Raw genomic sequence first — 14,288 nt, forward strand, 5'->3', positions numbered from 1 at the left:
TCAGCGTTTCCTCCGTTTGAGCCAAACTCCCACGCCTATGCCAATCAAGACGGCAGGAAGCAGAATGGTAATTCCGAGGCCGAGCAAATTCGCCACATCGGATGGTACTGTAATGGTGCTCATGCTCAAATCTTTCGCATGAATGCTGATGCTCTGCTTGGAATCTGCCAGCCATGCGAAACAGTTCAGCACCAAATCCGAATTGGCGCCGGACACCAGGCTGTCTGTATCTGCGTCCAGCAGGTAACTGGTGGGCAGCCAAATGAACCGCGCGCCTGTCTCACTGTTTTCCGCCACCGCAGCCAAATCAAAAGGACCGTCCAGATCGCCATCTTCTTTTTCCAGTGAATTGCTTTCATAGGCATCGGTTTTGCAGTATGCCTGCGAAGAACTGGTCAGAAGCGCCTGCGTCGTCACATTTTCCGGCAATGTCTCTGCAATGGCAATTCCATGCGCCAGGGGCACCAGTACGTTGCTGCCTTCTTCCAACAGAGGCTCTGTGATGTCGTGGCTCAAAACCGTGGGTAAAACATAATAGGGATATTGATTCAGGTGCGCACTGCTGTCTCCTTCAATGACAATGCCTTCCTGTGCAGACAATCCGTACGCCGCTGCAATCGCTGTCAAATTGGGCATTTCCGCCGCGCTGTATTCCCCGTAATTGGTGACCAGCATCAGTGTGCCGCCGTTTTCCAGATAGCTGGTCACTTTGGCTGCCTCATCGTCTGAAAGGTCTTTGGTCGGCGCATGAATGAGCAGCACATCCGCATCTTCCGGAACCGCGTCCACGGTCAAAAGATTCAGCGTGTCTGTTTCCATATTCTGCCGCGTCAGGCCGAAACTGAGCGTGCTGGAAATCCCGCTCTCGCCATGTCCCTGCACAATGTAAAGCTTCGGCAGATCTTCGCTGCTCACATAGGCAATCGCCGAGGTAATCTGGCCCTCGCCGTCAAAACTTGTTTCGTACTGATACGTTTCATAATTGATGGTCTGCTGATACAGATCGGTATAATCCACTACCCGATAGCGATCTCCTCCGTCCACGATCACGCTGCCCAGAGAAGCATCGCTGGCCTCATATTGATTTCCAAACGTCGGGTATAGTACCGGGTCCTTCTGAACCACTTTAATGTGCGACGAAAGATCCGCATACTGCTGCAAAAGCGACAGAGTCCGGCTGTCTTCGCCGCCTGTTCGTGCCAGATAATACAGGGTGATGTCTTCATCCACTCTTTCGCAAAGCTTTTTGGTCTCGTCCGACAGGCTGTACACTCCGCTGTCAGTCAGGTCCAGCTGTGTGTAGCGTTCGGGCAATGCCCCTATGAACAGATTCAGCACAATTACCAGCACCACCATCAGTGCACACATAGCGCTGGCATAGGCGCCGTTTTTCATCGCCCGGGATTGAAGCGTCTTCTTCAGTCTTTCTTTCATGGCGCATCTCTCCTTCCCGTCAGCTCCAGCGCCGCTTTTCAATTCCCTGCGTGGTCAGGAATACAAAAAGCAGCGCAATGGAAATGTAATAAACAATGGCGGTGATGTCGAACACGCCATTCACAAACGTGCTGAAACGGTCAAACAATGCCAGCGTGTTCAGCATCTTGGCGAAGCTACCTTCCATCTGCACATCGGTGAAACGTGTGAGGATCAGCAGAATCAGTTCCGCCAGACAAAACAGCCCTGTGGAGAGCACCAGACTTTTCGTCATCAAATAGACCAACACGCATACGAGCAGTGCCAACAGAGAAAAAGCCAGGGTGCTTGCAAACGTCGTGCTGGAGATCAGCGAAGCAATGCTGGGCATCAGATAAATCAGAATCAATGCGCCAAATGTACACAGTGCCGCAATGATCTGGTTTTCCGTCAGGCTGCTCATAAACAGCCCGATGGCCAGTGTGGCGGCTCCCAGCAGGAAAAAGGCCAGCAGACAACCGTAAGCGCGCAGCAGCGAAACCGTGCCGAACGCCGACATGATCAGCGGGCACACCATTGCCACCACAAGCGGGATCGCATAAATTGTCAGCAGAGCCAGATATTTTCCCCACACAATTCCCGAGATGGAAACCGGGCTGGTCAAAAGCAGCTGATCGGTTTTTTGGCGGCGTTCCTCAACCATACTGCGCATGCTCAGCAGCGGAACAACGACCAGGAACATAAACATCGAATTGTTCAGCACATAGCCAAATTCTCCATAACCGCCCGACAGACAAAGCGCCATGAAATACAACCCGATCACAAACACTACAAAAGCGCTCACCACCCAGCCGGACATTCCGTGGAAGGCACCGCGCAAATCCTTTTTATAAATCGCCAGCATGATCCTTCTCCTCTTCTTCCTCGTTGTTCTGTGCGGAAATTTCCCCATCTTCCGCCGAGGATTCTCTCTCCGGCAGTTCTGTCAGGACCTCCGCATCTTCCAGAACTCTGTCGCCGGTCAGTTCCAGGAAAACATCTTCCAGGCTGAGGGTCTCGTTCTGCATGCGAAGCACTGCACAACCGGCTGCCGCCAGCGCGCTGCTGATCTGCGCGCGAAGATCCCGGCCTGTATCGTAGCTCAGACGTGCGGTGACAGCGCCTTCATCCAGGCAGGGCTCAAAGGCAACATCCCGCGCACCTTCCACGCTGTTCAAAACACCGCGCACGGTTTTTTCGTCGCCCAATGCCGTAACAATTAAAACATTCTGGCCTTCTGCGCGCTGGGCCAGATTTTCCGGCGTGTCACAGGCCACCAATTTCCCATGGCTCAAAATCAGCACCTTGTCACATACTGCCGCCACCTCGGAAAGAATATGGCTGGACAGCAGAATGGTGTGCTTCTTCGCCAGAGAGCGAATCAACTCACGAATCTCAATAATCTGCTTCGGGTCCAATCCCACCGTCGGTTCGTCCAGAATCAACACTTCCGGTCCGCCCAGCAGCGCTCCGGCCAGCCCCACCCGCTGCCGATAGCCTTTGGACAAATTTTTGATCAGACGGTCCCTTACCTCCGTCACGCCGGTCTGCGCCATCGCCTGCTTTGCCAGATCCTGCCGGTCCGGTTTTGCGAACCCCTTCAGCTGCGCTACAAACAACAGGTATTCCCAGGGCGTCATATCCGGATAGACCGGCGGCTGCTCCGGCAAATATCCAATTTTCGCACGCGCCGCTCTCGGCTCATCAAAAATATCGCTTCCATCGATCAGGGCCGTTCCATCCGTAGCAGAAATATATCCGGTCATCATATTCATGGTGGTGGATTTTCCCGCTCCGTTGGGGCCCAGCAAACCGCAGATTTCTCCCTTTTCCACAGTAAAACTCAAATGATCCACCGCTATGTGATTTCCATAGCGCTTGGTAAGCTCTTTTACCTGTATCATGCCAACGCTTCCTTTCCCTGCATGAGGGACGCAAAACGCCCCAAAGTATTTTCATTGTATGGTTGAAGTTTGAAAAAGCCCTGATAATTGTTTGATAAAACTGTGAAACCCCTCCCGCTTTTTCTCCTTCAAACGCGCTTTTTTTTGCAGATACAGATAAAAAAAGCAGGAAGCCCGCGGACTTCCTGCTGCATGTGTAAACTTATTTGTTTTTATACATTTCGTCATAATACTTCTGATAATTACCAGAAGTAACATTATTCATCCACTCTTCGTTGGCCAGATACCAATCAATGGTCTTCACAATGCCGACCTCAAAAGCAGTCTCCGGATACCAGCCAAGTTCCTCTTTGATCTTGGTGGGGTCGATGCCGTACCGACGGTCATGTCCCAGACGATCCGCAACGTATTTGATCAGGCCCTCGTTGATATCGGCATCCTGCAATTTGTCGTGCAGCTGCTCAATGATGGTTTTTACAATGAAGATATTGGGACGCTCGTTGTGTCCACCCACATTGTAAACTTCGCCCACACGGCCGCCGTTGGCAACCATGTCGATGGCTTTGCAGTGATCCTCCACATACAGCCAGTCGCGCACATTCATGCCGTCACCGTACACGGGCAGCTGTTTGTGGTGCTTGACATTGTTGATCATCAGCGGGATCAGTTTTTCCGGGAACTGATAGGGACCATAGTTGTTGGAGCAACGGGTGATGTTCACCGGCATGCCGTAGGTGTCATGGAACGCCATGACGAACATATCAGCGCTGGCCTTGGAGGAAGAATACGGGCTGTGCGGGCACAGGGGCGTGGTCTCCATGAAATAGCCGTCCTCGCCCAGAGAGCCGTACACTTCATCGGTGGATACCTGCAGGTATTTCTTGCCCTCTGCCCAGGCGCCGTCACGGTACCATGCGTTTTTGGCGCATTGCAGCAGGTTCACGGTGCCCAGCACATTGGTTTCCACAAAAATTTCGGGGTTGGTAATGGAGCGGTCCACGTGGCTCTCCGCCGCAAAGTTAATCACAAAATCGAAATCGTATTTTTCAAACAATCCGGTAACCAGTTCGCGGTCGCAGATATCGCCCTGCACGAAGACATGGCGTTTGTCGCCCTCCACTCCCTTCAAATTTTCCAGGTTGCCTGCATAGGTCAGTTTGTCCAGGTTGACCAACAAAATGTCATCGTACTTATTCAGCATGTAATAGACAAAGTTGGAACCAATAAAGCCGGCACAGCCGGTAATCAAATATTTTTTCATTCCATTCAGTCCTCCGGTTTCCAGTTTTCAAAAAAGCATTTCAACGCATCCTGCCAGGTGCGCATCTCATTGCCCACAGTACAGGCCAGCATGCGGTTTTCCAGCGCGCTCCACGCCGGTCGATTCGTGGAAGCGGGATGTTTTGCTTTGTACTCGGCACTGGTGCAGGGTGTGACCTTGGCATCCACACCCGCCAGACGCAGAATCTCGCAGGTAAAATCATACCAGGAGCAAATGCCTTCTCCCGTGCAATGATAAATTCCATATTCTCTGGTAACGCACAGTTTCAGAAGATGATACGCCAGATCTTCCGCGTTGGTGGGATTGCCCAGTTGATCGTTGACCACTTCCACTGCGCCGAATTTTTTCGCCGCATTGCGGATGGTCTTCACAAAGTTCTTTCCGGCATACCCGTACAGCCAGGCAGTGCGCACGATAAAGTAACGGCTGCAAAGGCTTTTTACGTATTCTTCTCCCAAAAGCTTGGTGGAACCATAGGCGCTGATAGGGCCGGGCTGCGCAGTTTCATCCAAAGCCACGCCCCCGTTTTCGGCCCCACTGAACACATAGTCCGTGGAAACATGGATCAGCTTCGCACCCACTTCTTCCGCGGCCATGGCAAGGTTCCGGGCGCCCAGCGCGTTCACTTTGAACGCCGCATCCCGGTTTGTCTCGCACCCGTCCACATTGGTAAATGCCGCACAGGATACGATCACATCCGGCTGATGATGGCGCACAAACGCCATGACTTCATGCCGGTCGGTGATATCCAGCGCTTCCATGCCGTCTACGCCCACATCCGTGGCAATCACCGTAGCACGGTTCAGTTTTTCAGGAATCGAGCCCAGCGCACAACCGCCCTGCGCCAATTGTCGGCGCAGTTCGGTTCCCAACTGGCCTGCCGCACCCGTGATGAGCAGTTTCATATCTCTGTCTCCTCAATAACGCAATTTTCCATCCGCAACCTGTTTCAGATGCTGGCCATAAGGGCTTTTGCCGTAACGCTCTGCACTCTCCAGCAGTTTTTCGCGGGTGATCCATCCGTTTTTATAAGCAATCTCTTCCGGAGCGCTGATTTTGATGCCCTGGCGCTTTTCCACCATGCGCACAAAATCCGCCGCGTCCACCAGACTGTCCATCGTACCTGTATCCAGCCAGGCAAAGCCGCGGCCCAAAAGCTGCACATCCAAATCGCCCTGATTCAGGTACAGCTCATTCAGGGTCGTGATCTCCAATTCGCCGCGGGCAGACGGTTTGACCTGCTTGGCAAGCTCCACCACGCGCTTGTCATAGAAATAAAGGCCGGTGATCGCATAATTGGATTTCGGCTCTTTGGGTTTTTCCTCTACGCTGATCACTTTTCCGTTGGCGTCAAACTCCACAATGCCAAACCGTTCCGGGTCGGTCACATAGTAACCAAATACCGTAGCGCGGCTGTTCTCCTCTGCATTCTTGACCGCATTGCGCAAAATGCGGGAAAAACCGTTCCCGTAAAAAATATTGTCGCCCAGAACCATTGCGCAGCAATCGTCTCCGATAAACTCCTCACCCAGCAAAAATGCCTGTGCCAGGCCATCCGGAGAAGGCTGCACCTTGTAACTGAGGTGCACGCCAAACTGGCTTCCGTCGCCCAGCAGTGCTTCAAACCGGGGCGTGTCCTGCGGCGTAGAAATAATCAGGATATCCTGAATGCCTGCCAGCATCAGCGTGGACAGCGGATAATAGATCATGGGTTTGTCATACACAGGCAGAAGCTGCTTGGACGTAACCATGGTGAGCGGATACAGCCGGGTGCCAGCGCCACCGGCGAGAATAATCCCTTTCATCTTCATTTCTCCTTTTCAAATTGATTTTAACGGGCTAAGTACCGCCCACACCTTACAAAATCAAAAAAGCCGAAAGCCCCACTTGCGCCAATAATGAAACATGGAGCGGATCTGCATCCAGAAATTCTTCCATTTCTTGTTGGCGTCGCGGTGCCACGCATGATAAACATACGTGATCGGCACATACATCACCTTTCCGTACTGCTGTGCCTTGCGGGTGATGTCGGCGTCCTCCACATACATAAAATAACTTTCGTCAAATCCGCCCATTTTCTGAAAGACCTCTGTGCGGATCACAAAAAAGCTGCCGGTGCAAAAATCGATGAGCTGCGGACGTGTCAGGTCCTCATCCAGCATCAGATAATGCCGCTCAACCGATTTCAGAAAAGGCAGCGGAAGCTGCCGGGCCATCAGGGCCAGCAGACTGGGAGTCCGCTTTGCCGTATACTGATCGCGTCCATCCGGGAAGCGAAGCCGCGGCGTGGTCATGACCACATCCGGATGCTCTTCCATCCAGAAACAAAGCGCGCTGATGGCATCCGTATCCAGGGTGATATCCGGATTGACCACTGCGTGATACTTGCTGGTCAGCTGTTTCAAAACCGTGTTATGGCCTGTGCCGAATCCATCGTTGGTCTTGCGGCAGATCACATCCACCGGGCCGCCGAAATCCGCAGCCTCCAAACGCGCCCCCGTTCCGTCCGGCGAAGCATTGTCCACCACATACAAAGAGAGCTCCGTGTCTTTTGTATACGACAAAACAGAGGAAGCCGCTTTGACCACCTCTTCGTATCCGCCGTATGCCACGATACATGCGCTGGTTTTAATCTTGTCCATGAATTGACCTGCCTATGTGGAATGACTTACTTTTTAAACTATATCACATTTTGTCCGCTTTGTCCATTTAAGGTACAAACGCCATGTATATTTTTCACCGGCGCAGCGCACCCTAAACGCAGGTGATTGCGAATGAAAAAACAGGCGGCTATTTTTTCCACCGGTGCACTCGGGTACAGTCTTCTCGAAATTCTTGCACGAGGATACACCCATTGGACCATGACCATTCTCGGCGGGTTATGCCTGCTGGGGCTTTCCTGCCTTGCCAAACACTGGGGCAGCCGAAGTATTTTTGTACAGGCCACCGCCGGCATGTGCCTGATCACTGCAGCCGAATTTGCCACCGGTCTGGTGGTCAACCTTTCGTTTGGCTGGCGGGTGTGGGACTACAGCACCGAACCGGCCAATCTTTTGGGGCAAATTTGTCTGCGCTATTGCTTTTACTGGTTTTGCCTGTGCTTCATCTGGTTTTTGTGCGTCCGTGCCGCCCGAAAACTTCAGGCAAAAATCCCTGCAGTCGCAGACCATCTGCGTACCGACCAATAAAAAAAGAGGGGCGCTTGCCCCTCTTTTTTTATTTCAGGAAAGGCCCTGCCCCTTGCCCAGCGTAAAATACAAAATCAGTACAATCACAGCAGGCGCCAGGAATCGAATCAAAAAGGACCAGGAGCGTTTGAAACGGAACCGGCTTCCATCCGCTTCGATCTCACTCAGCGCATTTTTCGTTCCCCAAACCCAGCCTACAAACAGGCAGAATCCCAATGCACCCAGCGGGATCATCAAATTGTCCGTGAATTTTTCAAGCACCGCATTCATGGGCAGCATCTGCACGCCGGAAGCAAAATCAAACCACGGCAGGTTCAAATTGCGCTCTGCCGACTGGCTCAGGGAATAACCCGCGCTCAAAAACGCCATGGGAATCACCAGCAGCACAATGGCCTTCAAACGTCCAAGGTGAAACTCTTCCGTCAAAAATGCTACGCAGCTTTCCAATACGCTGATGGCACTGGTCAAAGCTGCCAAAAAAAGCAGCATGAAAAACAGGCAGCCAAATACGATCCCGCCCGGCATCTGCGCAAACACTTCCGGCAAAGCCATAAACGCAAAACCGCCGCCCTGGCCCAGGCCATCTGCCCCCAGGGTCACAAACACCACCGGCACAATGGCAATTCCCGCCAGAATGGCGACCATGGTATCAATGCCGCAAATGAACGCAGCGCTCTTGGCAAGATTCTCCGTTTTTGACACATAGGAGCCATAGGTCACCATGATTCCCATACCGACCGAAAGAGAGAAAAAGGCCTGTCCCAGCGCACCTACCAGCGTGTTTCCGTTCACGGTTCCCGGCCGGACGGTAAACAGATAGCGCAGGCCCTCACCCGCACCGGGCAGGGTAATGCTGCGTACGACAATGGCCAAAAGAATCAAAAACAGACAGGGCATTAAAAACTTGCTCACCTTTTCAATTCCCTTGGACACACCGCGTACCACCACATAGACACAAAGCGCGAGAAACACCGCACCCCAGAGCAGCGGCTCCACCGGTTTTGAGATGAAATTCACAAAATAATCCTGATACGGGGTCGCACCCGTGCCGAAATCCGCACCCGTGAGGTATACCTGAATGTATTTCAGCACCCAGCCGCCGACCACACAATAATAGGACAAAATCACAAACAGCGTAATCACGCCGATTCCACCCAGAAAGGTCCAGCGGCGGTTCAGGCGACGAAATGCGCCCACCACATTTTTCTGCGTGTTTCGTCCAATGCTGATCTCCGCCAGCATCACCGGAAACCCGACCAGTGCAACAATCAGCACATAACACAAAATAAATGCGCCGCCGCCGTAGGCCGCCACTTTTCCCGGAAACTTCCAAATATTCCCCAAGCCCACTGCACTTCCGGAAGCAGCCAGAATAAACCCCAGACTGCTCGCCCATTGGCCGCGTGACTGTTTCATAAACCTGTTTTCCTCCTAAACACAAAGCTGTTTTTCATTGTAGCATATTCCCGCAAAAAGTACAGCTTTTTATCAAAAAAACTCCCGATATAAAATCGGGAGTTTTTAAATCTCACAGCTTCTTAGACCATGTATCCCGGCTGAACAAAGCCAGCAGCGGGAAAATTTCCAGTCTTCCCAAAAGCATGTCCACCGTCAGCACAATTTTTGAAAAGTCGCTGTAGCAATCGTAGTTCGACATCGGTCCGACCACGCCTAAGCCGGGTCCGATGTTATTGAAACAGGCGAATACCGCCGAAAGGTTGGATTCCAGCGGAAATTCATCCAAGGAAATCAGCAGAATGCTGCCGAACATCAGAATCCAGTAGGCCGCCATATAGGAATTGACGCCTTTGATCACTTCGTTGTCCACAACATGGCCATTCACATGAATGGCACGCACGGTGCGCGGACGCAGCGTGCGCTGCACATTGTACCGCAACTCTTTCAGCAGCAGCAACATTCGCACGGTTTTGATGCCGCCACCCGTGCTGCCGGCGCAGGCTCCCAAAACCATCAAAACCAGCAGAATCGCTTTGGAAAAAGACGGCCAAAGGTCAAAGTTTGTTGTGGAAAAACCAGTGGTCGTCATGATACTGCTGACCTGAAATGCCGCATGGTGCAAACTTTCGCCCCAGCTTTGCATCAACGGACGAATGTTCCAGGTGATCAGGCCCGTAGCCGCCGCAAAGAAGAACAGATACAACCGGACCTCTTCATCCTTAAATGCCGCTGCAAATTTCCGGATCAAGAGCAAATAATACACATTGAAATTGATGCCGAACAGCAGCATGAACACGGTACATACGTTTTGCAGGTAGGGGCTGTAGCTGCCCATGCTGTCGTTCTTGATGCCAAAACCGCCGGTACCTGCCGTGCCGAACGCCGTGCACACACTGTCAAAAAGCGGCATACCCCCGGCCAGCAGAAACGCCACGCACAAAACGGTAAGCAGAATGTACAGTCCATAGAGAATCATGGCGGTTTGCCGGATACGCGGCGTCAGTTTTCCCACACTGGGGCCGGGGCTTTCGGCGCGCATCAGATACAGCGTGCCGCCGGAATTTTTGTTTGCCGGCACCACCGCCAGCGTAAAGACCAGGATTCCCATGCCGCCCAGCCAATGAGAAAAGCTGCGCCAGTACAATACGCCACGGCTCAGACTTTCCACATCGGGCAGCACTGAGGCACCCGTCGTGGTAAAGCCGGACACAATCTCAAACACCGCATCCACATAAGAAGGAATCTCACTGCTGAAATAAAACGGAAGACCGCCCAAAAGCGAAATGCACACCCACGCCAATGCAACGGTCACAAAGCCGTCACGGGCTGAAAAATGCGCTTCGCGTTTTCGTCCAAACCAAAACAATACGCCGGCGATCAGAGAGATCACCGCCATGGACGCCAGAAACGCCATGGCCACATCGTGGTCGCCGTCAATACAACAAAGGATCAGCGACGGGATCATGAACACTTCCGTCACAAACAGAATGGAACTGACCATTCTACCCACAAGTCTGATATTCATGTCCGCTCTTACTCCTCAAAAATATCCTGCAGCTGCATGATGGGGCTTTCGCACGTGGTCACTACGATCACCGTGTCACCGGACTCAAAGCTGCTGGCACCATCCGGGATCACCGTATCACCGCGCCGGGTAATGCAGGAAATCAATATTCCCTTCTTCACAGGTACGTCTTTCAGAGGCACGCCGCGCCAAGGCACCGTGTCATCCACCAGGAACTCCAGCGTCTCCGCCCGATCATCCGCAATGCGATGCAAAGCCAGCACGCTTCCCTTCTGGTTCTGCATGGCCCGAACATAGCGAACCACGTTATTGCTGCAGAGCGCCTTGGGGCTGATGACCGTTCCGACGCCCATGTCCTCAAACATATGGCTGTATTCCAAACGGTTGGCCTTGGTAATCACCTTTTTCACGCCCGCCGCGCTGCCGTACATGGAAATGACAATGTTCTCTTCATCCATGTCCGTCAGAGTCACCAGTGCATCCGCACGGCGCAGGCCCTCGCTCTCCAGCACTTCCTGGGACGAGCCGTCGCCCTGCACCACATCTGCCTTGGGCAAAATCTCTGCCAGGTAACGGGCGCGCGTTTCGTTCTTTTCGATGATCTTCACCTGCACGCCTGCGCGCAAAAGCCGTTCCGCCAAATAGAAACAAAGGCGGCTTCCGCCCACCAGAAGAGCACGGTTGACGTAGCTCATTCCAATACCAAGATTTTTCAGCAGCTGTGACAGGTTGGCCGCACGGGCCGTCACATAAATATGGTCTCCTGTCTGCAGCCGATAATCGCCGTTCGGAATCTCCACTTCTTCACCGCGGCTCACCGCACAGACCAGCACTTTCACCTTGGCGATTTTATAAAGCTCGCTCAGGCGGACGCCATTGAGTTTGCCGTCTTCAAAGACCTTGAGTTCCACGATTTCCACGCGGCCCTTGGCGAACGTTTCCCGCCGCAGAAAGCTGGGGAACTGCAAAAGCCGAAAAATCTCGTGCGCGGCCGAAAGTTCCGGGTTGATGGTCATGGACAATCCCAGCTGTTCCCGCATACTGAACAGCTGCTCTTTGTAATCCGGGTTGCGCACACGGGCAATCGTATGCAGGTTCGGATTCAAGATTCGTCCGGTCAGGCAGCACAAAATATTGGTCTCGTCTGCGCTGGTCGCCGCAATCAGAAGCTCTGCTTCTTCCACACCGGCTTCGCGCAGGGTTTCCATCGCCGCCGCATTTCCTTCCAGCGTCATTACATCGTACTGATCCAGGCTCATATGGAGCACCTGAGGATTGGAATCGATGGTCACAAGGTCGTGACCCTCCCGCAACAATTGACGCGTCAGTGCCAGACCGACTTTACCGTCACCCGCAACAATAATTTTCATAAATACAACGACACCTTTCGGCACATCTGCAATGATTTTATCAAAACGGAGTGATTGTTACACCATTCGAGTATTACCAGTATACCTTTTCTTTGATGCACACACAAGGGGCTTGTGAAAAATCTTTTCTGCGCCGCAAGCAGGGTTTCTCTATTTGATTTTTTTACCGCCTCACGCTATAATCATAGCTGCTCTATTTTAAATAAAGGAATGACATTATGGAACTCACATTGGAAGCGGCCGTTCTCCATGTTCTGGATCCCGGCGCGGATCTGCCGGTTCTGTCTCAGACGCTTCTCACCGATGAGGACGCCCTGCACTACCTGGGCGGTCTTGCGGCCAAGGCCTGGAACAGCGAAGAGGCCAAAACCTGCTCTTTTACCAGTGAATCTCCTTTGCTGGCGCATCTGGGCGAACTGGATCAGGCCTTTCTTTCCGTCACAGCCGATCTGGCACAAAGCTGGTTTGACGTTCTGCGGGAGAATCCTTCAATTCCGGCGGCGGATGCGGCTTTTCTGCTGCTGAACATCGACGGCAACGATTATTTTGCCGGTCTGAAACTCAACTACAAAACCGGATACGCCCATTTCTTTGACATGGGGACCGGCGATGCCGTGACAGGTATCACACGGCAGGATTTTCTTCTTCCCGGTGCATCCGGGAAGGCCGATGAGGCTTTTTTTGTTGATCTGGCTTCCCAGCAGGTGCGTGTTCTGGAGAAAAAATACGAGATTGACGGCCGCAAACAGCCCTATCTTGCCCGTCGGGTGCTTTGCGTCAAACCGGGCATGTCGCCCAAGGAAAAGCTGGCCGCTATCCGGGACATTGCCGTGGAAGTGAATCAACAGTTCTACGGAAGCACCGGTGTGGATGAACCGGAACTGGCCGCGGCCGTCTGTGAAGAATTCCGGGAGTTCCGAAGCGCCTCCAGCCAGCCGGGTGCGCCGGCACAGCCCGCGCCGGTGGCGGAACTGTGTGATAAACTGTACGGGAACCTGCCTCATGCCCGCGAAGCGTTCGCTCAGGCGCTGGCTGAACGGGAGATTGAGATGGACGAGCCGCTCCCCATGCCTGCAGCAGCTGTGCGGCGCATGGAAAAGCAGTCGCTGCGCAGTGCCGGCGGGGTCGAGATTAAGGTTCCTGTCAGCGTCTACCGTGATGAAAATGCCATCGAGTTTATCCGAAATGCCGATGGAACCACCAACCTTCTTATTAAAAATATTCTTTTATGATTTGTGCTCCGCCTTCCCGGCGGAGCCTTTTTTATCTTCTGCCGTTCGGATTTCACTTACACAAACAATTTTGTTGTGCTATAATAAAAATAGAAAGTTCTCTCCTTCCGCCCGCCGGAAGGATTGTTTTTCATTGGGGCTGCCTCGGCGGCCTTCCGGAAAAGGAGTTATCATGTTTCAGGCGAACGATCTTATTTATTATGGAAATACCGGTGTATGCCGTGTGGAAGAAGTTGGATATCCACCGGACCAATCACCTGGAAAGGCCGGGCATCTCTACTACAAGCTGGCCCCGCTTTTTGAAACCGGCATGATTTATGTACCTGTGGACACACCCGTCTTCATGCGGCCTGTGATCACGCAGGAGCAGGCCCAGGCTTTTCTGGCAGAACTTCCGAAAATTCAGGACGACGAATTTTCCAGCCCGCGCCGGGCTGAGGTAGTGGACCACTATCGCTCCATGCTTCATGCACACACATGCCGCAGTCTCGCCTGCCTGATCAAAACCCTTTCGGATAAAGCCGATCGATGCTCCGCGCTGGGGCGCCACCTGAGCGCTGCAGAGCAGGATTTCAAAAAACGCGCCGAGCATCTTCTGTATGGCGAACTGGCTGTTGCGCTGGGGCTTCCTGAACTGGAGGACGCCGCCGCGCTAGTGGAACACGCTTTGAAAACCTGACAAAACCCGTCCGGACAACCGGACGGGTTTTGTTTTCTGTTCAAGAACAGCTGCCATTTAGGGCAGCGATTTTCATACAACAAAAAAATCCGAACCTGTTTTAAAAACAAGTTCGGATTTTTGGTGCGGATGAAGGGACTTGAACCCATATGAAGTTGCCCTCACTAGAACCTGAATCTAGCGCGTCTGCCAATTCCG

Annotated in this window: 13 protein-coding genes; 3 read left to right on the top strand and 10 right to left on the bottom strand. The window is 52.8% G+C overall.

Annotation, left to right across the window (positions count from 1 at the left end):
- The 7 genes from WMO24_RS01605 to WMO24_RS01635 form a co-directional block, all read right to left on the bottom strand.
- Entirely contained in the window at nt 1–1,434 is a 1,434-nt protein-coding gene (locus tag WMO24_RS01605) for a Gldg family protein (protein ID WP_349214415.1), read from the bottom strand.
- 19 nt (nt 1,435–1,453) lie between these two features.
- Complete coding sequence (locus WMO24_RS01610; RefSeq protein WP_349214417.1) at nt 1,454–2,317, bottom strand: ABC transporter permease; 864 nt, start codon at nt 2,315–2,317, stop codon at nt 1,454–1,456.
- Nucleotides 2,301–3,356 carry an ABC transporter ATP-binding protein gene (locus WMO24_RS01615; RefSeq protein WP_349214418.1) on the bottom strand — a complete coding sequence of 352 codons (1,056 nt, stop codon included), beginning with the start codon at nt 3,354–3,356 and terminating at the stop codon, nt 2,301–2,303. The genes WMO24_RS01610 and WMO24_RS01615 overlap by 17 nt, the downstream gene beginning before the upstream one ends.
- 202 nt (nt 3,357–3,558) lie before the next feature.
- The gene (gene rfbB / locus WMO24_RS01620; RefSeq protein ID WP_349214419.1) at nt 3,559–4,617 is read right to left on the bottom strand and encodes a dTDP-glucose 4,6-dehydratase; all 1,059 of its coding nucleotides are present in this window, start codon (nt 4,615–4,617) and stop codon (nt 3,559–3,561) included.
- A 5-nt stretch (nt 4,618–4,622) separates the two neighbouring features.
- A complete protein-coding gene (rfbD, locus tag WMO24_RS01625; protein ID WP_349214420.1) occupies nt 4,623–5,543 on the bottom strand; it encodes a dTDP-4-dehydrorhamnose reductase in 921 nt (306 codons plus the stop codon).
- Between the two features lie 12 nt (nt 5,544–5,555).
- Nucleotides 5,556–6,443 carry a glucose-1-phosphate thymidylyltransferase RfbA gene (gene rfbA / locus WMO24_RS01630; protein WP_349214421.1) on the bottom strand — a complete coding sequence of 296 codons (888 nt, stop codon included), beginning with the start codon at nt 6,441–6,443 and terminating at the stop codon, nt 5,556–5,558.
- Between the two features lie 60 nt (nt 6,444–6,503).
- A complete protein-coding gene (locus WMO24_RS01635; protein WP_349214422.1) occupies nt 6,504–7,280 on the bottom strand; it encodes a glycosyltransferase family 2 protein in 777 nt (258 codons plus the stop codon).
- Between the two features lie 132 nt (nt 7,281–7,412).
- Between WMO24_RS01635 and WMO24_RS01640 the strand changes: the two genes are divergently transcribed.
- Nucleotides 7,413–7,826, top strand: coding sequence for a putative ABC transporter permease (locus tag WMO24_RS01640; RefSeq protein ID WP_349214424.1), 414 nt, complete (start codon nt 7,413–7,415; stop codon nt 7,824–7,826).
- A gap of 33 nt (nt 7,827–7,859) precedes the next feature.
- On the opposite strand, the gene WMO24_RS01645 is transcribed toward WMO24_RS01640, so the two are convergent.
- From WMO24_RS01645 to trkA, 3 genes are all read right to left on the bottom strand, one after another.
- Nucleotides 7,860–9,242, bottom strand: coding sequence for a sodium-dependent transporter (locus tag WMO24_RS01645; RefSeq protein WP_349214425.1), 1,383 nt, complete (start codon nt 9,240–9,242; stop codon nt 7,860–7,862).
- Between the two features lie 112 nt (nt 9,243–9,354).
- Complete coding sequence (locus WMO24_RS01650) at nt 9,355–10,809, bottom strand: TrkH family potassium uptake protein (RefSeq protein ID WP_349214426.1); 1,455 nt, start codon at nt 10,807–10,809, stop codon at nt 9,355–9,357.
- An 8-nt stretch (nt 10,810–10,817) separates the two neighbouring features.
- On the bottom strand, nt 10,818–12,179 hold the full coding sequence (gene trkA, locus WMO24_RS01655) for a Trk system potassium transporter TrkA (protein WP_349214428.1): 1,362 nt from the start codon (nt 12,177–12,179) through the stop codon (nt 10,818–10,820).
- 218 nt (nt 12,180–12,397) lie between these two features.
- Here trkA and WMO24_RS01660 point away from each other — a divergent pair, with 218 nt between their 5' ends.
- Entirely contained in the window at nt 12,398–13,411 is a 1,014-nt protein-coding gene (locus WMO24_RS01660; protein ID WP_349214430.1) for a nucleoid-associated protein, read from the top strand.
- A gap of 172 nt (nt 13,412–13,583) precedes the next feature.
- Nucleotides 13,584–14,090, top strand: a complete 507-nt coding sequence (locus WMO24_RS01665) for a CarD family transcriptional regulator (protein WP_349214432.1) — start codon at nt 13,584–13,586, stop codon at nt 14,088–14,090.
- The last annotated feature ends 198 nt before the right edge of the window (nt 14,091–14,288 follow it).

Source organism: Ruthenibacterium intestinale, assembly GCF_040096265.1.
GTDB classification, from domain to species: Bacteria; Bacillota; Clostridia; order Oscillospirales; family Ruminococcaceae; genus Ruthenibacterium; species Ruthenibacterium komagatae.